21 protein-coding genes are annotated in these 19,681 nt (G+C 57.1%); 18 read left to right on the top strand and 3 right to left on the bottom strand.

Going from position 1 to position 19,681, the window contains the following annotated elements; translation table 11 throughout:
- The first annotated feature begins 3 nt into the window (after positions 1 to 3).
- From pilW to KBF66_RS08325, 17 genes are all read left to right on the top strand, one after another.
- Positions 4 to 822, top strand: a complete 819-nt coding sequence (gene pilW, locus KBF66_RS08245; protein ID WP_296654963.1) for a type IV pilus biogenesis/stability protein PilW — start codon at positions 4 to 6, stop codon at positions 820 to 822.
- On the top strand, positions 815 to 1,726 hold the full coding sequence (locus tag KBF66_RS08250; RefSeq protein WP_296654965.1) for a RodZ domain-containing protein: 912 nt from the start codon (positions 815 to 817) through the stop codon (positions 1,724 to 1,726). The genes pilW and KBF66_RS08250 overlap by 8 nt, the downstream gene beginning before the upstream one ends.
- On the top strand, positions 1,726 to 2,997 hold the full coding sequence (gene ispG / locus KBF66_RS08255; RefSeq protein WP_296654967.1) for a flavodoxin-dependent (E)-4-hydroxy-3-methylbut-2-enyl-diphosphate synthase: 1,272 nt from the start codon (positions 1,726 to 1,728) through the stop codon (positions 2,995 to 2,997). The genes KBF66_RS08250 and ispG overlap by 1 nt, the downstream gene beginning before the upstream one ends.
- Before the next feature lie 35 nt (positions 2,998 to 3,032).
- Positions 3,033 to 4,316 (top strand): histidine--tRNA ligase, encoded by a 1,284-nt coding sequence (hisS, locus tag KBF66_RS08260; RefSeq protein ID WP_296655003.1) that lies wholly within the window; start codon positions 3,033 to 3,035, stop codon positions 4,314 to 4,316.
- Positions 4,317 to 4,328: 12 nt separating this feature from the next.
- Positions 4,329 to 5,006 carry a tetratricopeptide repeat protein gene (locus tag KBF66_RS08265; protein WP_296654968.1) on the top strand — a complete coding sequence of 226 codons (678 nt, stop codon included), beginning with the start codon at positions 4,329 to 4,331 and terminating at the stop codon, positions 5,004 to 5,006.
- A gap of 6 nt (positions 5,007 to 5,012) precedes the next feature.
- Entirely contained in the window at positions 5,013 to 6,152 is a 1,140-nt protein-coding gene (gene bamB / locus KBF66_RS08270; RefSeq protein WP_296654970.1) for an outer membrane protein assembly factor BamB, read from the top strand.
- 22 nt (positions 6,153 to 6,174) lie between these two features.
- The gene (gene der / locus KBF66_RS08275; protein ID WP_296654972.1) at positions 6,175 to 7,512 is read left to right on the top strand and encodes a ribosome biogenesis GTPase Der; all 1,338 of its coding nucleotides are present in this window, start codon (positions 6,175 to 6,177) and stop codon (positions 7,510 to 7,512) included.
- A gap of 121 nt (positions 7,513 to 7,633) precedes the next feature.
- Complete coding sequence (gene hfq / locus KBF66_RS08280; RefSeq protein WP_296654973.1) at positions 7,634 to 7,882, top strand: RNA chaperone Hfq; 249 nt, start codon at positions 7,634 to 7,636, stop codon at positions 7,880 to 7,882.
- Positions 7,869 to 9,032 (top strand): GTPase HflX, encoded by a 1,164-nt coding sequence (gene hflX / locus KBF66_RS08285; RefSeq protein ID WP_296655005.1) that lies wholly within the window; start codon positions 7,869 to 7,871, stop codon positions 9,030 to 9,032. The genes hfq and hflX overlap by 14 nt, the downstream gene beginning before the upstream one ends.
- A gap of 39 nt (positions 9,033 to 9,071) precedes the next feature.
- The gene (gene hflK, locus KBF66_RS08290) at positions 9,072 to 10,466 is read left to right on the top strand and encodes an FtsH protease activity modulator HflK (RefSeq protein ID WP_296654974.1); all 1,395 of its coding nucleotides are present in this window, start codon (positions 9,072 to 9,074) and stop codon (positions 10,464 to 10,466) included.
- Between the two features lie 9 nt (positions 10,467 to 10,475).
- Positions 10,476 to 11,378, top strand: a complete 903-nt coding sequence (hflC, locus tag KBF66_RS08295; protein WP_296654975.1) for a protease modulator HflC — start codon at positions 10,476 to 10,478, stop codon at positions 11,376 to 11,378.
- A 13-nt stretch (positions 11,379 to 11,391) separates the two neighbouring features.
- On the top strand, positions 11,392 to 11,580 hold the full coding sequence (locus tag KBF66_RS08300; RefSeq protein ID WP_296654978.1) for a DUF2065 domain-containing protein: 189 nt from the start codon (positions 11,392 to 11,394) through the stop codon (positions 11,578 to 11,580).
- Between the two features lie 75 nt (positions 11,581 to 11,655).
- On the top strand, positions 11,656 to 12,804 hold the full coding sequence (locus KBF66_RS08305; protein WP_296654980.1) for an ATP phosphoribosyltransferase regulatory subunit: 1,149 nt from the start codon (positions 11,656 to 11,658) through the stop codon (positions 12,802 to 12,804).
- 19 nt (positions 12,805 to 12,823) lie between these two features.
- Complete coding sequence (locus KBF66_RS08310) at positions 12,824 to 14,200, top strand: adenylosuccinate synthase (RefSeq protein WP_296654982.1); 1,377 nt, start codon at positions 12,824 to 12,826, stop codon at positions 14,198 to 14,200.
- Between the two features lie 88 nt (positions 14,201 to 14,288).
- Complete coding sequence (locus KBF66_RS08315; RefSeq protein ID WP_296654984.1) at positions 14,289 to 14,813, top strand: phosphoribosyltransferase family protein; 525 nt, start codon at positions 14,289 to 14,291, stop codon at positions 14,811 to 14,813.
- A 1-nt stretch (position 14,814) separates the two neighbouring features.
- A complete protein-coding gene (locus tag KBF66_RS08320; protein ID WP_296654986.1) occupies positions 14,815 to 16,035 on the top strand; it encodes a PLP-dependent transferase in 1,221 nt (406 codons plus the stop codon).
- Positions 16,036 to 16,078: 43 nt separating this feature from the next.
- On the top strand, positions 16,079 to 16,246 hold the full coding sequence (locus KBF66_RS08325; protein ID WP_296654988.1) for a hypothetical protein: 168 nt from the start codon (positions 16,079 to 16,081) through the stop codon (positions 16,244 to 16,246).
- Here KBF66_RS08325 and mnmH read toward each other — a convergent pair.
- Together mnmH and KBF66_RS08335 are read right to left on the bottom strand one after the other, a co-directional pair.
- A complete protein-coding gene (gene mnmH / locus KBF66_RS08330; protein ID WP_296654990.1) occupies positions 16,195 to 17,328 on the bottom strand; it encodes a tRNA 2-selenouridine(34) synthase MnmH in 1,134 nt (377 codons plus the stop codon). The genes KBF66_RS08325 and mnmH overlap by 52 nt on opposite strands.
- On the bottom strand, positions 17,325 to 17,987 hold the full coding sequence (locus KBF66_RS08335) for an arylesterase (RefSeq protein ID WP_296654992.1): 663 nt from the start codon (positions 17,985 to 17,987) through the stop codon (positions 17,325 to 17,327). Before KBF66_RS08335 ends, mnmH begins: the two co-directional genes overlap by 4 nt.
- A 19-nt stretch (positions 17,988 to 18,006) precedes the next feature.
- On the opposite strand from KBF66_RS08335, the gene KBF66_RS08340 reads away from it, so the two are divergent.
- Positions 18,007 to 18,708 (top strand): ABC transporter ATP-binding protein, encoded by a 702-nt coding sequence (locus tag KBF66_RS08340; RefSeq protein WP_296654994.1) that lies wholly within the window; start codon positions 18,007 to 18,009, stop codon positions 18,706 to 18,708.
- On the opposite strand, the gene KBF66_RS08345 is transcribed toward KBF66_RS08340, so the two are convergent.
- A partial coding sequence (locus tag KBF66_RS08345) for a response regulator (RefSeq protein ID WP_296654997.1) occupies positions 18,676 to 19,681 on the bottom strand: 1,006 nt, incomplete at its 5' end. The two genes, KBF66_RS08340 and KBF66_RS08345, sit on opposite strands and share 33 nt — an antisense overlap.

Consider the following 19,681-nt stretch of genomic DNA (forward strand, 5'->3'; position numbering starts at 1 on the left):
CCCATGGAATTGTTCAGACGCCTTATTGCTATTTTGGTCTTGCCGGTACTGATTGGTGTTGCCGTGACGGCTTGTGCCAGTCGTGGCGAGTCATCCGTCGCGACCGGGGGCGGGCGAGGTGAACTTGTCACGGAGTCAGATGAGACAGCAGAGCGAAAGCGGGCAAGGATCCGCATTGAGCTGGCATTGGGTTATTTCGAGCAAGGGAAAACCACGATTGCTCTGGATGAGCTCAAGCAGGCGATCGCGGCAGATCCTCTTTTTTCGGATGCTTACAGCCTCAGAGGCCTGATCTACATGCGTCTGAACGATTTCACCATCGCCGAAGACAGCTTCAACAAGGCCATGGCACTCAATCCCAAGAATGCTGATGTGCTCCACAATCTGGGATGGCTCAAATGTCAGCAACAGGCGTTTCCCCTGGCTTTCGATCTTTTTTCCCGCGCTCTTTCTGATCCCCTCTACGGCGAACGTGCAAAGACTTTCAGGGCCTTGGGTCTTTGTCAGGAGCGCGCTGGCATGCTCAAGGAAGCTGAATCCAGTTTGTTGAGGTCATATGAATTTGATGCGGGCAATCCGGTGACCGGATACAACCTTGCCAACATCCTGTTCAAAAAAGGGGAGTTCGTGCGGTCCCAGTTTTATATCCGCCGTCTCAACAACAGTGATTTGGCCAACGCTGAGTCACTTTGGTTGGGTATCAAGGTCGAAAAGCGACTGGCCAATCAGGATGCGGTCACGCAGTTGTCCACCCAATTGCAACGGCGATTCCCCCAGTCACCTGAACTTGACCGGTTGCGACGAGGTGCGTTCAATGAATGACAACTCGGTCATGGTCATGCAGGGGTCTTCGCCGTCACCCAGCCTGACGCCGCCGTCAAGTGGATCGGGTGGTGCGGGTGCGCTGCTGAGGGCAGCGCGTGAAGCGCAGGGTTTGCACATTGCTGCGTTGGCAGTATCGTTAAAGGTCCCTGTCAGAAAGCTGGAAGCACTGGAGGCTGATCGATTTGATTTGCTGCCGGATGTCGTATTTGTGCGCGCTTTGACTCTGAGTGTTTGTCGGTCTTTGAAACTTGATCCGAAACCGGTGATGTCTGCGTTGCCACAACGCCAGTCGCCTCAGATCAAAACGGACTATGACGGACTCAACACCACTTTTGAAGCACCGGGACGCTTCGCTGGTTTCTCGTGGCGGCAGGTCGCTAACCCGGTTGGTCTGTCGATTATTGCCTTGTTGATCGTGATTGTGGCGATCGCATTTTGGCCAACCCAACCCAATGATTCTGATTTGACTAGCGCAGGCGCAGCTCCCGCTGACACGGCAGAGCAGGGTATCGAACTGAAGCCCAAACTGCGGCAGGATAAACCGGAGTCAGCATCGCTTTCTGAACCAGTCAAGTTAGCCGATAGTCCAGTATTGGGTTCTTTGCCAGACCTCAAGGGGAGCCCGGCATCCGAGCCGTCGCAGGTCCTGCAGGGGTCGGGCTCCGAGGCCGTGCTTGTTTTGTCTGCCAAAGGGGCATCCTGGGTGGAGGTGACTGACGCTTCCGGGACATTGCTGGTGCGCAAGCTGACAAGCATGGGTGAGGTTCTGCCCATTGCGGCCAAACCACCGCTTTCGGTGGTGTTGGGGCGCGCTGACATGGTTTCGGTCACGGTGCGCGGCAATGCACTGGATTTGTCGTCGCTGTCAAAAAACAACGTAGCACGGTTTGAGGTCAATTAATGGAAAACGAGCAACCCGTTGTGCCTGGCAGCGCGCCAATCAGGAAATCCCTTCAGGCGCAGATCGTTTGGGGCAGCCGGGTGGTGACGGTGGGTGGCAGTGCACCGGTACGTGTGCAGTCCATGACCAATACCGATACGGTCGATGTGATTGGCACGGCGATCCAGATCAAGGAACTCAGCCTGGCAGGCTCGGAGTTGGTGCGTCTCACGGTCAACACGCCTGAAGCAGCGATGGCTGTCGCTCCCATTCGGGAACAACTGGATCGAATGGGCGTCGACGTGCCCTTGATCGGTGATTTTCACTACAACGGCCATCGTTTGCTGACGGACTATCCGCAATGCGCACAAGCGCTGTCCAAGTACCGTATCAATCCGGGCAATGTTGGCAAGGGTGACAAGCGTGACCTGCAGTTTTCGCAAATGGTGGAAGCTGCCGTCCGTTGGGGAAAAGCGATCCGGATTGGCGTCAACTGGGGCAGCCTGGATCAGGAGTTGCTGGCCGGGCTGATGGATCGTAACCATGCCCGGGATGTACCCTGGAACGCCAAGTCCATCATGTATGAAGCGCTGATTACATCCGCGATGGATTCGGCGAGTCGTGCGGTTGAGATCGGATTGCCCGCCCATCAGATCATTTTGTCCTGCAAAGTGAGTGGCGTGCAGGACCTCATCGCGGTTTACCGCGCCTTGGCGAGTCGTTGCGACTATGCCTTGCATCTCGGTCTGACCGAGGCCGGTATGGGAGCCAAGGGTGTCGTGTCGTCAACCGCCGCACTCGCGGTTTTGCTTCAGGAAGGAATAGGCGACACCATCCGTGTGTCACTTACCCCTCAGCCCGGTGAATCCCGTACGCAGGAGGTGGTGATCGCCACTGAGATTTTGCAGGCACTGGAGTTGCGCTCGTTTGTTCCAAGCGTCACGGCATGCCCTGGCTGTGGTCGCACCACCAGCACGACCTTTCAGGAACTGACCCAGCAAATTGAGGAGTTTTTACGCCTACAAATGCCCCAATGGCGCCACAAATATCCTGGGGTCGAGAAGTTGAAGGTGGCGGTGATGGGCTGCATTGTGAATGGCCCAGGCGAAAGCAAACATGCCGATATCGGTATCAGTTTGCCGGGCACGGGTGAGGTACCCGCTGCTCCAGTGTTCATTGATGGTGAGAAACGCATGACCCTGCGGGGTGAATCCATTGCCACCGAGTTTCAGTCCATCGTTGAAAACTATGTGGAGCGGCGCTTTGGACTGAGTCGCTTAGTCGACGTTTGATAGAACTACACATGTCAGAAACAGCAACACGAAAAATCGACAGGTTGACGGCCGTCAAGGGCATGAATGATGTTTTGCCACCAGACTCGGCCACGGTCGAGTGGCTGGAGCACACCGTTCGTTGCCTGATGTCTCGTTACGCCTACCGAAATATCCGCACGCCGATTGTTGAGCGCACACCGTTGTTTGTGCGCGGCCTGGGTGAGGTGACCGATATTGTTGAGAAAGAGATGTACTGCTTTGAAGATCGGCTCAACGGTGATGCCTTGACGCTTCGGCCGGAAGCCACCGCGGGTGTGGTGAGGGCCGCGCTGGAGCACAACCTGCTGTATGACGGCCCCAAGCGCCTTTACTACATCGGACCCATGTTCCGACACGAGCGGCCACAGAAAGGGCGGTATCGCCAGTTTGATCAGATCGGTGCGGAGGCCCTTGGTTTTTCTGGGGCCGAGATCGATGCTGAACTGATCTTGATGGCAACGGCGCTCTGGGAAGAAATTGGTTTGAGCGATGTCCGGCTGGAGCTCAACAGCCTAGGTCAACCCGCTGAGCGATTGGCGCACCGACAGGCTTTGATCAGCTACCTGGAGCAGCACGCATCTTTGCTGGACGAAGACGCCCGCAGGCGCCTGTACACCAATCCCCTGCGGATTCTGGATTCCAAGAATCCGCAGATGCAAGCGATGGTGGAGGCCGCGCCTCAGTTGCTGGAGTATCTTGGTGCCGAGTCATTGGCGCATTTCAACAGCTTGCGAAACATTCTGGACGCCAACGGCATTATTTATCGCATCAATCCGCGCTTGGTCCGTGGCATGGACTATTACAACCTGACTGTTTTCGAATTTGTGACGGATCGATTGGGATCGCAAGGGACCGTTTGTGCCGGGGGGAGGTATGACTACCTGTTTGAACAACTTGGTGGTAAGAGTGCGCCAGCGGTGGGATGGGCTTTGGGCGTGGATCGGGTGTTGGAGCTTGCCCGGGCGTCGAGCCAGTTGGCCAGTGGCCCGGTGCCCCATGCCTATGCAATCGTCGGTCAGTCTGGTGATCTTCCGAGCGTCCTCAAAACCTTGCAACAGTTGCGCCATTTGGGTGTTCAAGTGCAGATGGCGGCCAGCAGCGTCGAAGGCATGGGCAGTATGAAAAGCCAGTTCAAGCGTGCCGACGCCAGTGGTGCCAGATTCGCACTGATCTTTGGTCCCGACGAGGTAGCGGCTGACCAGCTGACGATCAAGTCCCTCCGCGAAGGCGGAGCACAGACGTTGCATACCCTGGCCGATCTGCCGCAATGGGCTGCAACCCTACAATCTCCGGTTTAACTCTTTGACCCTATGGCGAATCAACTCGACTTGGAAGAACAGGAACAGCTTGACCAACTCAAGCATTTCTGGAAGCAATATGGCAATGCAATCACCTGGGTGCTGATTGTGGTTCTCGCGGGGTTTGCTGGCTGGAATTTTTACCAGTATTGGCAACGCAGCCAGGCCACGCAAGCGGCCGCGTTGTTTGATGAGGTGGAACGCTCCGTCGCGTCCGCTGATCCAGCGCGAATGGAGCGTGTCTTTGCCGAAATGAAAGACCGCTTCGGTGGCACCATCTATGCACAGCAGTCGGCCTTGCTGGTCGCCAGGCAACTTGTCGCAGCGGGTAAGCCGGATGCAGCGAAAGTCAGCCTGACCTGGTTGTCGGAACAGGCGGGTGAACCGGGCTACCAGGCGCTTGCCAAACTGCGTTTGGCATCGATTTTGATGGATGGCAAGAGTTACGATGCCGCCTTGGCTTTGCTGAATGGCGCGTTTCCTGCGAGTTTTGAAGGGCTTGTCGCCGATCGCAAGGGTGATGTGATGTCTTTAAAGGCCGACAAGGTCAAAGCCATAGCAGAGTACGAGCGCGCGTATCGCTTGTTGGATTCACGCACTGAATACCGGCGACTGGTTGAGGTCAAACTCAATGCGTTGGGTGTAGACGTGCAAGGACCGGATCAGGTGGCGGCAGCCACTGGAAAGTAGTCATCAATGATCAACACTTCTTGGTTTCGCCTGCTACGGCTGTTTTCGGCCGGTTTTCTATTGTTGGGGCTGTTTGCTTGTGCCAGTGGCGATAGCCATAAGCCGTTGCCCGCAGATTTGGGTGCCAACCCGGCACTGATCGGCATCAAAGGAGTTTGGAATAGCCAAATTGGCCCGGTTGATTTTCCGCTTCAGCTGAAAGCGGTCAAAACTCAAGTGGCCCTGGCTAGTTCCGATGGCAATGTGCTGGTACTTGATGCCAATTCCGGTGCGGCTGTCTGGCGGGCCAATGTGGGTCCAGGTATCGCCGCCGGCGTGGGTTTTGACGGCAGATTTGCGGCCTTGGTGACACATCGCAACGAATTGATTGTGCTTGAACTGGGCAAGGAGTTGTGGCGTGCCCGTCTGACGGGCCAGGTTTTCACCGCGCCGCTGGTGGCGGGTGAACGTGTTTTTGTGCTGGCAGCAGACCGTACCATTTCGGCCTTCGATGCGTTGACCGGTCGCAAGTTGTGGCAGAACCAGCGTCCCGGTGAAGCCCTGGTTTTGCGCCAGGCTGGTGTTTTGCTGGCAGTCAACAATACGCTGGTAGCGGGTGTTTCGGGCCGCTTGGTCGGACTCAATCCGGCGCTTGGGTCCCCGCTCTGGGATGTTGCCATTGCAACACCACGAGGCACCAATGACATTGAGCGCCTGGTTGACCTGCTGGCTGGGGTACGCAGAAGTGCGGACGTGGTTTGTGCTCGCGCTTTTCAGTCAGCGGTGGCCTGTGTGGATGCGGGCAAAGGAAAGCTTTTGTGGCGCCAGAATGCCATCGGCTCGGTGGGTGTGCAGGGTGACGGGCAGAGCCTTTTTGGCGTTGAAAGCGATGGACGCGTGTTGGCATGGCGCGCCGGCAACGGCGAACAAATCTGGGAATCTGACCGTTTAAGGTTTCGACAGTTGAGCGCGCCCTTGGCATTGGGCAGATCCGTTGTGATGGGTGACAACACTGGCTTGGTGCATCTGATGTCGCGTGAAGATGGTACCTTGCTCAATCGGTTGACAACCGACGGCTCAGCAGTCGATGTGACGCCTGTGCTGGTCGACAACACCTTGGTCGTGGTGACACGCAAAGGTGGCATTTTTGGTTTCCGACCCGAATGATGCCCTATACGGATCGGTCGACATGAAACCTGTTCTGGCCCTGATCGGCCGTCCCAATGTCGGCAAATCGACACTTTTTAACCGTTTGACCAAATCGCGTGATGCCATCGTGGCAGATTTTGCCGGCCTGACGCGGGACCGACACTATGGCAATGCCAAACATGGCAAACACGAGTTCATTGTGATAGATACGGGCGGCTTTGAGCCAGAAGCTGCGAGTGGTATTTACATGGAAATGGCGAAACAGACCCGCCAAGCGGTGGCCGAGGCAGATGTCGTCGTTTTTGTGGTGGACGCGCGCGCCGGTATCTCTGCGCAGGATCACGACATTGCCAACTACTTGCGTCGACTGGGCAAGCCCTGTGTGCTGGTTGCCAACAAGGCCGAAGGTATGTTGGAGGGGGCTCAGCTAGTGGAGTTTTATGAGCTGGGGCTGGGCGAGGTTCATGCGGTTTCAGCGGCTCACGGTCAAGGTATCAGGTCTTTGATCGATTTGTCGCTGGCGTCCTTTGTCGCGCTCGATGAGGATGTGATGCAGGAGGTCGAGCCGGGAGTCATTCGGCTGGCGGTTGCAGGTCGACCCAATGTGGGTAAATCAACGCTCATCAACGTCTGGCTGGGTGAAGAGCGTCTGGTGGCCTTTGATCTGCCGGGTACGACGCGGGATGCAATATCTGTTCCGTTCGAGCGCAATGGCCAGAAGTTTGAGTTGATTGATACTGCAGGTTTGCGTCGACGCGGCAAGGTGTTTGAGGCAATCGAGAAGTTTTCAGTGGTCAAGACCTTGCAGGCGATCGAGTCTGCGCATGTTGTTTTGTTGTTGATTGACGCGACACAAGGTGTAACAGACCAGGACGCGCACATTGCCGGATACATTTTGGAAAACGGCCGAGCCGTGGTGTTGGCCATCAACAAATGGGACGCGGTCGACGACTACCAGCGGGAACTGGTCAAACGTTCCATCGAAACACGTTTGGCATTTTTAAAGTTTGCCAATATGCATCTGATCTCAGCTCAGAAACGTCAGGGACTTGGACCCTTGTGGCAATCCATCGCCCAGGCCTACAAGGCGGCCAATTGCAAGATGTCGACACCTGTGCTGACACGCCTGTTGTTGGAGTCGGTGCAATTCCAAAGTCCGAAACGGGCCGGAATGTACCGGCCCAAGATGCGTTATGCCCACCAAGGCGGCATGAATCCGCCGGTCATTGTGATCCACGGAAATTCACTCGAGCACGTCACCGATGCCTACAAACGGTTCCTCGAAGGTCGATTCCGCAAGGAATTTGATCTGGTTGGCTCACCCCTGCGTATTGAGTTCAAAACTTCCACCAATCCGTTCGCCGAAAAGGCGGATTGAGCGTTTCCAAGTTGAGTATTCAGGGTATTTTCTTGCGGATATCTGAACCACTTTTTTAAATCAACAGGTGACTGTGGTATCGTGACCACTTCTTAATTTCTATCCGAACACGGAGAATATCGTGAGCAACAAAGGCCAACTATTACAAGATCCGTTCCTCAACACGTTGCGTCGGGAACATGTGCCGGTCTCTATTTACTTGGTGAACGGGATCAAATTGCAAGGCCAAATCGAGTCATTCGATCAGTATGTCGTCTTGCTTCGGAACACGGTAACGCAGATGGTCTACAAACATGCTATCTCGACCATTGTTCCCGGCCGTGCCGTTAACTTCACCGTGACTGAGGGTGGCGAAACTGCCAGCGCCTGACGAGCTCAGGGCACGCGCCCTATTGGTTGGCGTTGATTTTGGGCTCCCCCGCTTTGATAACCAGTTGGAAGAGTTGGGCCTGTTGGCCAGTACAGCTGGACTTGAGGCGGTAGCGCGCGTGACTTGCAAGCGACGCGCCCCGGACGCCGCTTTGTTTATCGGTAGCGGAAAAGCGGATGAGATCAAATTGCTGGCGCAGCAGTTGGGCGTCGAGGAGGTTTTGTTTGACCAAAGCCTGAGTCCGGCCCAGCAACGCAATCTTGAGCGGCATCTTGAGTTGCCGGTCAATGACCGGACCTTGCTCATTCTTGAAATCTTCGGACAGCGCGCGCGCAGCCACGAGGGTAAGCTGCAGGTAGAACTGGCGCGTTTGCAGTATCTGAGTACCCGGCTGGTTCGTCGCTGGTCTCACCTGGAGCGGCAGAGCGGTGGTATCGGCATGCGCGGTGGCCCTGGGGAAACCCAGATCGAGCTCGATCGACGCATGATTGGCGAAGCCATCAAGCGCACCAAGGAGCGCCTGGTCAAGGTCAAGCGACAGCGACAAACCCAGCGGCGTCAGCGTGAACGGCGCGACACGTTCAATATCTCGCTGGTGGGTTATACCAATGCGGGCAAGTCAACCTTGTTCAATGCCCTGGTCAAAGCCCGTGCCTATGCGGCTGACCAACTGTTTGCAACGCTGGATACCACCACCCGGCAGTTGTACCTGGGTGAAGTAGGACGCACCATCTCACTGTCCGATACGGTGGGTTTTATCCGCGATTTGCCACATGGATTGATCGACGCATTTCAGGCCACCTTGCAAGAAGCGGTCGACGCCGACTTGCTGTTGCACGTTGTCGATTTTTCCAGCCCCAATCATGTGGAGCAGATCCATGAGGTGCAACGCGTACTGGCTGAAATTGATGCCTCGGCTATCCCGCAGATACTGGTCTTCAACAAACTTGATAGGGTCGACGTCGAGAGGTTGCCGGCACATACCCATGACCACTATGAACTCGATGGGGTCAGAACACCGCGGATTTTTGTCAGCGCGCAGCGCGGTGAAGGGGTCGTGTTGCTGAGGCAGTGGCTGGCTGAACGGCTGACCCAGCTTCCACCGCCGCCGCAGCCGCATTTCCCTGAGAGTCGTGAGGCTGGCGTTTGATTCGGCACAATCCGGTGTAACTAGATACGAGTTGATTTGATGAAATTTTATTTACCTGTGTTCAGCCTGGCTGGGCTGCCCCAGAGGCTCAAGGGCATGTTTAATCTGAATGACCCGCGCTGGGGCCGAGCGGACGACAAACCATCCGATGGCACTGGCAATGGTCCAGAGCCAAGCGATCCCCCATCTGCTGAGACGCCGCAGCGCCCCACTGATGAGCGGCGGCCACGCTCCGGTGCCAATCAGGGCCCTCCTGATCTGGACGAATTGTGGCGGGACTTCAACCGAAAACTTGGCGGCTTGTTTGGCAACGTCAAAGGTGGCGGACGCGGCGGAAACACGGGAGGTGGCCGACCCGGCGGTTTTCAGCCCGACATGAAGAACGCCGGTATTGGTGCGGGACTGGTGGCTGCGGTTGTGGTGCTGATATGGCTCGGAACCGGTTTTTTCATCGTTCAGGAAGGTCAGCAGGCAGTCATTACCCAGTTTGGCAAATACCACTCAACCGTTGGCGCTGGTTTTAACTGGCGGCTGCCTTACCCGGTGCAACGTCATGAACTGATTTTTGTAACCCAAATCCGTTCCGTCGATGTGGGTCGCGACACCGTCATCAAGGCAACGGGATTGCGCGAATCCGCCATGCTGACTGAAGATGAGAACATCGTTGAGATCAAGTTTGCGGTGCAATACCGCTTGAGCGACGCACGCGCATTCCTGTTTGAAAGCAAGAACCCCGCCGATGCCGTGGTTCAGGCCGCTGAAACCGCCGTACGGGAAGTGGTGGGCAAAATGCGCATGGACAGTGCCCTGTCTGACGAGCGCGACCAGATTGCCCCGCGCGTGCGTGCCTTGATGCAGAAAATCCTCGACCGTTACAAAGTTGGGATCGAGATTGTCGGTATCAATCTGCAGCAGGGTGGGGTGCGCCCGCCCGAGCAGGTTCAGGCCGCTTTTGACGACGTCCTGAAAGCCGGCCAGGAGCGCGAACGCGCCAAGAACGAGGCGCAGGCGTATGCCAACGATGTCATTCCACGCGCGGTTGGCGCCGCATCCCGACTGAAGGAAGAGGCCGATGCCTACAAGGCACGTATCGTGGCGCAGGCCCAGGGTGATTCACAGCGTTTCAAGTCGGTGCTCACTGAGTACCAGAAAGCACCGCAGGTCACCCGTGACCGGATGTACATCGACACCATGCAGCAGATCTATGGGAACGTGACCAAGGTTCTGGTGGATTCCCGCCAGGGTTCCAATCTGCTCTATATGCCATTGGATAAGCTGATCGAGATGACCGGTCAATCGGCTGACGCAGTCGTCAACATGCCCACAGCCAATGGCACACCACTGAATGCGCCCTCGGCCAGCACCGATGCTGCCACTGGCATTGATGCGCGCGCGCGCGACGCGACGCGGGCTCGTACCCGTGAAACACGCTAGGAGCCCCAGATGAATCGCCTTGGTTTTATTTTCTCCAGTGTTCTGTTTTTGTTGGCCATTGCCAGTTCCACACTTTTCGTGGTGGATCAACGGCAGTTTGGTGTGGTTTACGCTTTGGGTCAAATCAAGGACGTGATTACCGAGCCAGGCTTGAACTTCAAGCTGCCCCCGCCGTTCCAGAACGTTTCATATATCGACAAACGTCTGTTGACCCTGGACAGCACTGACAATGAGCCCGTGCTGACGGCCGAGAAACAGCGCGTGGTGATCGATTGGTATGTGCGCTGGCGCATTTCGGAACCGACCGAGTACATCCGCAATGTTGGCACCAACGAGGCCGCTGGTGCAAGTCAGCTCAATCGGGTGGTTCGCAATGCATTTCAAGAGGAGATCAACAAACGTACAGTCAAGGAGTTGTTGTCGCTCAAGCGTGAAGCGCTGATGGAAGATGTCAAATCTGAGGTGTTGAGTCAGGTGCGCGGAGTCAAACCCTGGGGTGTGGACGTGATTGACGTGCGTATCACCCGCGTGGATTATGTGGAAGCCATCACGGAATCGGTCTACCGGCGCATGGAAGCCGAACGTAAACGTGTTGCCAACGAGTTGCGCTCGACTGGTGCCGCTGAGGGTGAAAAGATCCGTGCCGATGCCGATCGCCAGCGTGAGGTCACGATCGCCAATGCCTACCGGGATGCGCAGAAGATCAAGGGTGAGGGTGACGGCGAAGCAGCGCGTACTTACTCTGAGGCATTTGGCCGCGACCCGCAATTTGCCCAGTTTTACCGGAGTTTGGACGCCTATAAAGCCACATTTTCCAAGAAAAGTGATGTGATGGTGCTTGATCCTGCCAGCTCGGAGTTTTTCAAGACGTTGCGTGGCAGCGGACCAGCACTCGCCGCAGGCAAAAAATAGCGCGGTGATTCGCTTGGACAGCAACACTTTTTGGTTGGCCATGGGCTTGGTGCTGGTGGTAGAAGGCTTCATGCCCTTCGTCTCACCGGCAACCTGGCGGCGAACCTTCATGCAGATTTTGCAGTTGCACGACGGCCAGTTGCGCTTTTTCGGTCTGTGCAGTGTCTTGATCGGCTTGGCCATGGTCTGGTGGTTGTCCTGAGTCTCTCGTCGGTGTGGCTGAAGACGGGCTTTTGCCCGGTAAAATCACGGTTTTAACAGCCCTCTAAAAAATCTCATGTCTGCTTGGGTCCTGCCGGATCACATTGCCGATGTCTTGCCGTCAGAGGCGCGGCACATCGAAGAGTTGCGTCGAGACCTGCTGGATACGGCACGTTGTTATGGCTATGAACTGGTCATGCCACCGTTGCTGGAGCATCTGGAGTCCCTGCTCACCGGTGCCGGTGTGGCGCTGGATTTACAGACCTTCAAACTGGTCGATCAACTTTCGGGGCGTACCATGGGCTTGCGAGCGGACAGCACGCCGCAGGTCGCTCGTATCGATGCACATTTGCTCAACCGCAGCGGCGTCACCCGGCTGTGCTACTGCGGGCCGGTCTTGCACACTTTGCCCAACGCCCCTCATGCCAGCCGCGAACCCCTGCAACTGGGCGCTGAGATCTATGGTCACGCAGGATTGGAGGCCGACATCGAGATTTTGCAGCTGGCATTGGACTGCCTGAAGGCCGCCCGGCTGCAGGCACCGAGTGTTGATCTGGCGGATGCCAGCTTGGTCAAGTCCTTGTTGTCGGCGGTTCCGCAAAGCGCTCGCCAGATGGCCCATCTTTACGCCGCGCTGGCGGCCAAAGACGGCCCGGAGATCAGGTTGTTGACGCGGGACATGCCCGTGGCGGTGCGTGAAGGTTTGCTGGCGCTGGTACAGCTGTACGGCGATGAGACGGTGCTATTTGAGGCTGAAAGGGTGCTCAAGCCTAATCCAGGCATGAACAATGCGCTGCAAAGATTGCAGCATATTGCGCGCCATTTGGCACCGGTCAAGATGACATTTGATCTGGCAGATCTGCGCGGTTACGACTATTACACGGGTGCGCGTTTTGCGATTTATGCACCCAACTGCAGTGGCGCATTGGCGCGCGGTGGTCGCTACGATGAGGTGGGTGCGGTGTTTGGTCGCAATCGCCCGGCGGCTGGTTTCAGTCTGGATCTCAAAACACTGGTGGCGGCCGTTTCGACTCGGCCCTTGCAGGAGGCCATTCGGGCGCCCTGGCGCGACGATGACGGCTTGAACCAAACCGTGGCGTCCTTGCGAGCAGCGGGTGAGATCGTTCTGCGTGTGATGCCAGGACACGACAGCGAGGTTGACGAGTTCACCTGCGACCGCGAACTTGTCGAAGTGGCTGGTCAATGGCTGGTACGAACACTCTGATTTTTTATAGAGAAGCAATATGACTGCAATCAAAGGACGTAATGTGGTGGTGGTCGGCACCCAATGGGGCGACGAAGGCAAAGGCAAGCTGGTGGACTGGCTCACCGAGAGCGCCCAGGGTGTGGTGCGGTTCCAGGGTGGCCATAATGCCGGGCACACACTGGTGATCAATGGCGTCAAAACCGCCTTGCACCTGATCCCCAGCGGCATCATGCGTGCCGGTGTCAAGTGTTACATCGGCAACGGCGTGGTGCTCTCGGCAGCCAAGCTGTTTGAAGAAATCGCCGGCCTGGAAAAGGTGGGCGTTGAACTTCGCTCGCGCTTGCGTATCAGTGAAGCCTGCCCATTGATTCTGCCCTTCCATGCGGCGCTTGATGTCGCCCGCGAAGCGGCGCGTGAACAAGGTGGCAGCGAAAAAATCGGCACCACCGGTCGGGGCATCGGACCCGCCTACGAAGACAAGATTGCGCGACGTGCCTTGCGCGTGCAAGATCTCAAGTTCCCCCAGCGCTTCGCCAGCAAGCTGCGGGAACTTCTGAACTTGCACAACCATGTCCTGAGCACCTACCTCAACTCGCGCCATTTTGATTTTGGTCCGACCTTGGCACCTTACATGAAGGACGGTGAGGTGCAGTTTGATGCGGTGTACGACGAGGCCATGCGCCACGCCGAGCTGCTCAAACCCATGATGGCGGATGTGTCACGCGAGCTCAATGACGCCCATCTCAAGGGGGAGAACCTGTTGTTTGAGGGCGCGCAAGGCACCTTGCTGGATGTTGATCATGGCACCTATCCATTTGTGACCTCGAGCAATTGTGTTGCCGGCAATGCCGCTGCTGGTGCCGGGGTGGGACCGGGCTTGCTGCATTACATTTTGGGCATTACCAAGGCATATTGCACGCGGGTGGGTGGTGGTCCATTCCCGACCGAACTGGAATGGGAGGTGCCCGGCACGCCGGGCTACCACATGAGCACGGTCGGCGCCGAAAAGGGTGTTACGACCGGGCGCAGCCGCCGTTGTGGCTGGTTCGACGCCGCCTTGCTCAAGCGCTCGGCTCAGGTCAATGGTTTGACCGGGCTTTGCATTACCAAACTGGATGTGCTCGACGGTCTGAAGGAACTCAAGCTGTGCACGGCTTACCGGCTCGACGGTGAAATCACCGACATCCTGCCGATGGGGGCCGACGATATTTCGCGCTGTGAACCGATCTACGAAACCCTGGAAGGCTGGAGCGACAGCACGGTCGGTGTCACCCAGTATGATCAGTTGCCCACCGCTGCGCGCCTGTACCTGCAACGTATCGAGCAGGTGACGGGTGTGCCGATTCATGTGGTGTCGACCAGTCCGGACCGGGAGCACACCATCATGATGCGCCATCCATTCCTGGCAGATTGAGCACTCCAGTTTCATTGGTGATGTAAAAAATTTGGCTTTAGCGCATATTCCTATTAGGTATCAAGCTATTTTTTTCAGGAGTTAATTCATGTTGACAGAAGACGGCAAACACCTTTATGTGAGTTATGACGAATACAACAACCTGATCGAAAAACTCGCTATCAAGGTGTTTCAGTCAGGTTGGGAATTTGACACCATCCTGTGTCTGGCACGCGGGGGTATGCGTCCGGGGGACGTATTGTCGCGGGTGTTTGACAAGCCACTGGCCATCATGTCGACCAGTTCCTATCGGTCAGACGCCGGTACAGTCCAAGGCAAACTCGATATCGCGCACTACATCACCACGCCCAAAGGCGAAATCGCCGGTCGTGTGCTGCTGGTGGATGATCTGGCTGACTCCGGCCATACCCTGAATGTGGTGATCCAGCAACTGCGCACCAATTACAAACCGATTGTGGAACTGCGCAGCGCGGTGATCTGGACCAAGGCGATTTCAACCTTCACGCCGGACTACTGCGTCGATTACCTGCCAACCAACCCCTGGATTCATCAACCGTTTGAGAGCTACGACAGTATGCGACCGGAGCAGTTGATCCAGAAGTGGAGTGTTTGACTTGACCGCACCCGAAACCCGGTCGCTGTCGACTGAGCTGATCCATCACGCTTACACGCCGCCGGCAGGCTTTGCCGCGCCGCAACCGATGGTGGCGAAGGCGTCTACCGTGTTCTTTCCGAGCGTGGCGGCGATGCGCCAGTTTGAATGGAAGGACAAGAGCGCCTACACCTATGGCCTGCACGGCACCCCCACCACCTACACCCTGGAGGAACGTCTGTGTACGCTCGAGGGTGGCGCGCAATGCCTGCTGGTCCCCAGCGGACTGGCGGCCATCGCCACCGTCTCCCTGGCGCTGCTGCGATCGGGTGACGAGGTGCTGCTGCCCGACAATGTGTATGGTCCGAGCAAGGCACTGGCCGAGGCCGAGTTGGCGCAATGGGGTATCAGCCACCGTTTTTATGACGCCATGCACCCACAGGATCTGGCCGCCAAGATCAGCCCCAGGACGCGGTTGGTCTGGCTCGAGGCAGCCGGTTCGGTAACGCTGGAGTTTCCGGATGTGTGTGAGCTGGTGCGCCTTTGCAAGGCCGCCGGTGTGTGCTGCGCTCTGGACAATACCTGGGGCGCTGGCCTGGCGTTTCAACCTTTTGATTTGCATCCCGGCGCGCGCTCCCGGCTGGCGGTTGACATCAGCATCCATGCGCTGACCAAATACCCCAGCGGCGGTGGCGATGTGTTGATGGGCAGCATCATCACCACAAATCCCGACTTGCACATGCAGATCAAACTCTGCCACATGCGCCTGGGCATGGGGGTGGCGGCCAATGACGTCGAGGCGGTGCTGCGTGGCCTGCCCAGTTTGCCGCTGCGTTACCAGGCGCACGATGAGGCTGCCCGCGCATTGGCGCGCTGGAGCCTGACACGTTCCGAATTTACCCAAGTGTTGCATCCGGCTTTGCCGCAGTCGCCTGGTCATGTCCATTGGTCACGCATGTGCCACGATGGACCCGGTGCTGCAGCGGGTTTGTTCAGCGTGATTTTCAAGCGTGATTACAGTCAGGCCCAGGTGGACGCCTTCTGCGATGCGTTGAGCCTTTTTGAGATTGGCTACAGTTGGGGTGGCCCGTGTAGCCTGGTGATGCCTTACAACCTGGCGGCGATGCGTCCGGCCTGGCCAGCCCATTTGCAACCAGGGATCTTGGTACGGTTTTCAATTGGGCTTGAAGCGCTTCCCGATTTGCAGTCCGACCTGCAGCAGGGTCTGCGGGCGATGATTTGACGGGTGCAGGTAAAATCTGTGCTTACAACCTCGAAAGAACACATTGGCAACACCAAACTACGGCTACGAAAAACGTCAGAAAGAACTGGCAAAGAAGAAGAAGAAGGAAGAAAAGCTGAAAGAAAAAGCACAGCGCAAGGTGGGTGAGTCCACACCGGGTCAGGAGTCTGGTGATTCTGGCGAGGGCAACACACCTGTAACAACAAACTGACCCAGAGTGCATTGGTCGGCCAACTCTTCACCCTTGATCAATTGTGCCGCCAATTCTGCCATAGCGCTGGCTGAGCGATCGGTCGGTGCTATGGTTTTTGCATTTTTGAAGCACTCAAAATTGCGTTCGATCGACTGCGCGTACGCTGGGTCGTAGTGCGTTATCAGCAGTTCCCAAACCACCGCTGCCAATGCGCCCTGGCGTGCCAGTGCTTGCCAGGTCTGTACGACAGCGCGTCCGCGCAGGGGTATCAGCACTTCGAGCCGATCGCATAAGGCGCCCGGGTCAGTGGAGAAGTAGGCATAGTCCTCCAGCAACAAGTCCACACGTTGTTCATCTGACAACTGCATATTCAGGCAGGGGCTTTGCCGCATCGCGTGCATCAGGGGCAATGGCACAGCCACGTTGCCGACCTTTTTGCTCTCGCTCTCGACGTACACAGGCCGCTTGGGGTCAAACTGCCGCAAAGTGTTCCAGATCAAGGTGTCAAAACGCTTCTGACTGGGCTGTTCCAGGCCAGGCAGGGCACCCAGCACCGAACTGCGATGCCGCGCCAGAGCCTCCAGATCGATCACTTGAGCCCCCTGTGCCGACAAAGCTTGCAGCAACCGCGTTTTGCCCGAGCCAGTCGGTCCACAGACCACCCGGAAATGGAGCGTCGGCACCAGGCGCTCAATGTCTTTGATCATGGCCGCCCGAAACGCTTTGTACCCCCCCTCCAGCTGGGTGACGCGAAATCCGATCTGACCCAGTATCAGCGCCAGCGCACCGCTGCGCTGCCCACCTCGCCAGCAGTAAGCCAGTGGACGCCAGTCACGCGGTTGCTCCAGTACATGGCGTTCTATATGCGTCGCAATGTTACGAGCTGCCAGCATGGCACCGCGTTTCCTTGCCTCAAAAGGATTGACCTGCTGATACAGAGTGCCAATGTCGCGCCGCTGTTCGTTGTCCAGCGTAGGCCAGTTCACTGCGCCCGGGAGGTGATCCATTGCATACTCGGCCTCGCTGCGGGCATCGATCAGAGCATCAAAATCGGACATGCGGGTCAGCGCCTCGCCAGCATTGAGCACCGTCAGACTCATGGCAACATCCGAATCAGTGAGGGCCAAACATTGGCCAGCATTTGCGGTTGTGCTGCGGCCGTCGGGTGAATACGATCGGCCTGAAACCAGCGCTCGCTGTCTGGTACATCTGCAATGCCTTTCAGCAAGAATGGAACCAGACTGGCCTGATGAGCCTTGGCGGTCTGCGCGTACATGTCGGCAAAACGCCGGCTGTAATCTTTGCCGTAATTGGGCGGGATCTGGATACCTACCAGCAGCACTTTGGCACCGGCCTGGTGCCCGGCTTGCACCATGGCACCCAGATTGTCCTGTGTCATCCCCAAAGGCAAGCCACGCAGTGCGTCATTGCCTCCCAGTTCAATGATCAGCAGTTTGGGACGGTGCTGTGCCAGCAGTGCGGGCAGTCGTGCGCGCCCCCCCGAAGTGGTGTCTCCGCTGATACTGGCGTTGACAACCTGTATGGCTGGTTTCTCGTTGGCCAGTTTCTGTTCCATCAAGGCTACCCAGCCGGTGCCACGAGCGAGGCCGTATTCGGCGCTGAGTGAGTCGCCAAGCACAAGAAGCGTGGTCACCGCCTGCGCTGGTTTTGTCGCTGGCGTTGCCGGTGCCGACACACTAATCCCCGTGGCGGTCAATGACGTTGCGAACACGATACAGTGGCGTCGATTCAATTTCACAAGATCCAAAGAAACATTCATGTCAAGTTGCATTATCTCGGTTGAGCACATCAGCAAATCGGTCTCCGACGCCACCGGTACGCTCGACATTTTGTGCGATATTGACTTTTCCCTGAAGCAGGGTGAAACCGCCGCCATTGTCGGTGCATCTGGCTCGGGAAAAAGCACGTTGCTGTCCATCATCGCTGGCCTCGATACCCCGACCCGAGGCACGGTGCGCTTGGCGGGCCAGGATTTGTTCGCCCTGGATGAAGACGCCCGGGCGGCGCTGCGTGCGCAGAAAGTCGGATTTGTCTTTCAGAGTTTTCAGTTGCTGGGTAATCTGACCGCCCTGGAAAACGTAATGTTGCCGCTTGAACTTGCCAATCGGCGTGATGCGCGGCAAGTTGCCACCGACATGCTGGCTCGGGTGGGGTTGGCTCAGCGGCTGCGACACTATCCCAAAGTGCTATCGGGTGGTGAGCAGCAGCGGGTTGCGCTGGCGCGCGCGTTTGTGGTGCAACCTGCCGTTTTGCTGGCCGATGAACCCACTGGCAGTCTTGATTTTGCTACTGGCGAGGCGGTCATGGCACTGATGCTTGCGCTGAACCGGGAACTCGGCACCACCCTGGTGCTGGTCACCCACGACCGAACCATTGCACGCGGGTGCGAGCGCTGCATCACCATGGAGGCTGGACGTGTTGTGCCGTCAAATGTGCTCGTGGGCGGTGATGGCAACTAACACATCGGTGTAGGCGAGTTGCAGTGCCTTCAGTGCGTGCTGCGCACCAACCCAGTCGTTTTCAGCAGCGGCAGTTTCCAGGTCTGCGGTGATGTGCGACATCCTCTCGATGCCGATATTGCTGCAAGACCCGCGAAGCTCGTGTGCCTGCGCCAGCACCACATGCGAATCACATTGCGCAGTCGAGATCTCCAGTTTTTCTAACAGGTTATGAGCGGTAGTTTTGAAAAGCGCCAGCAGCTTGCTCAATACCTCCGGATCATCTCCAAAATAGTCGTCAAGCAAGACAAAGTCAATCACCTGGTCCTGCTGATGGCCCGATAACGTTGGGGGCGCAGCGGTTGGCGAGGCCGGCACGTCCAAATCCGGCGTGGCCTCGAGCATGGGTGCACCGACCCACTTCTGCAGCACCGCGCGCAATTCATCTGGCTTGACTGGTTTGCTCAGGTAATCATCCATGCCGACCGCCAGGCAACGATCACGGTCACCTTGCATCGCATTGGCGGTCATGGCGATGATGGGGATGTGCTGCTGGCTGACAGCCTCGCGCGATCGGATCATCGTTGTGGCTTCGAAGCCGTCAAGCACCGGCATCTGGCAGTCCATCAGGATGGCCGCGTAGCGCCGTGCCGGGTCATTGAGCATGGTCATCAGGGCGTCCACCGCCTGCTGACCGTTGTCGACAAGGTGCAACGCATAACCCAGTTTGTTGATCTGTAACTGCGCTACTTTCTGGTTGACGACATTGTCTTCTGCCAGCAGGATGATCTGACGGTTGTGTTCCAGATTGTCCGGATTGGCCAGGTTTTCTGCTGGCGTGGCAACCTCAAGTGCTGCCGCATCAACGCGCAAGTCGGCAACCTCGCCGGCCAGGCTGTCAAACAGCTGTGACTGGCGTACTGGTTTCGACAGGCAAGCGGCAAATCCTGCCTCCAGTGCTTGCGAGCACAGGCTGCGCTGATCGCCATGGGCG

The organism is Rhodoferax sp., assembly GCF_018063565.1.
Taxonomy (GTDB): Bacteria; Pseudomonadota; Gammaproteobacteria; order Burkholderiales; family Burkholderiaceae_C; genus Rhodoferax.

What these genes read in the sequence shown, in the direction of transcription:
- pilW (WP_296654963.1), top strand. Translation starts at nt 4, where the DNA reads ATGGAATTGTTCAGACGCCTTATTGCTATTTTGGTCTTGCCGGTACTG.
- KBF66_RS08250 (WP_296654965.1), top strand. Translation starts at nt 815, where the DNA reads ATGAATGACAACTCGGTCATGGTCATGCAGGGGTCTTCGCCGTCACCC.
- ispG (WP_296654967.1), top strand. Translation starts at nt 1,726, where the DNA reads ATGGAAAACGAGCAACCCGTTGTGCCTGGCAGCGCGCCAATCAGGAAA.
- KBF66_RS08265 (WP_296654968.1), top strand. Translation starts at nt 4,329, where the DNA reads ATGGCGAATCAACTCGACTTGGAAGAACAGGAACAGCTTGACCAACTC.
- bamB (WP_296654970.1), top strand. Translation starts at nt 5,013, where the DNA reads ATGATCAACACTTCTTGGTTTCGCCTGCTACGGCTGTTTTCGGCCGGT.
- der (WP_296654972.1), top strand. Translation starts at nt 6,175, where the DNA reads ATGAAACCTGTTCTGGCCCTGATCGGCCGTCCCAATGTCGGCAAATCG.
- hflK (WP_296654974.1), top strand. Translation starts at nt 9,072, where the DNA reads ATGAAATTTTATTTACCTGTGTTCAGCCTGGCTGGGCTGCCCCAGAGG.
- hflC (WP_296654975.1), top strand. Translation starts at nt 10,476, where the DNA reads ATGAATCGCCTTGGTTTTATTTTCTCCAGTGTTCTGTTTTTGTTGGCC.
- KBF66_RS08305 (WP_296654980.1), top strand. Translation starts at nt 11,656, where the DNA reads ATGTCTGCTTGGGTCCTGCCGGATCACATTGCCGATGTCTTGCCGTCA.
- KBF66_RS08310 (WP_296654982.1), top strand. Translation starts at nt 12,824, where the DNA reads ATGACTGCAATCAAAGGACGTAATGTGGTGGTGGTCGGCACCCAATGG.
- KBF66_RS08315 (WP_296654984.1), top strand. Translation starts at nt 14,289, where the DNA reads ATGTTGACAGAAGACGGCAAACACCTTTATGTGAGTTATGACGAATAC.
- mnmH (WP_296654990.1), bottom strand. Translation starts at nt 17,328, where the DNA reads ATGAGTCTGACGGTGCTCAATGCTGGCGAGGCGCTGACCCGCATGTCC.
- KBF66_RS08340 (WP_296654994.1), top strand. Translation starts at nt 18,007, where the DNA reads ATGTCAAGTTGCATTATCTCGGTTGAGCACATCAGCAAATCGGTCTCC.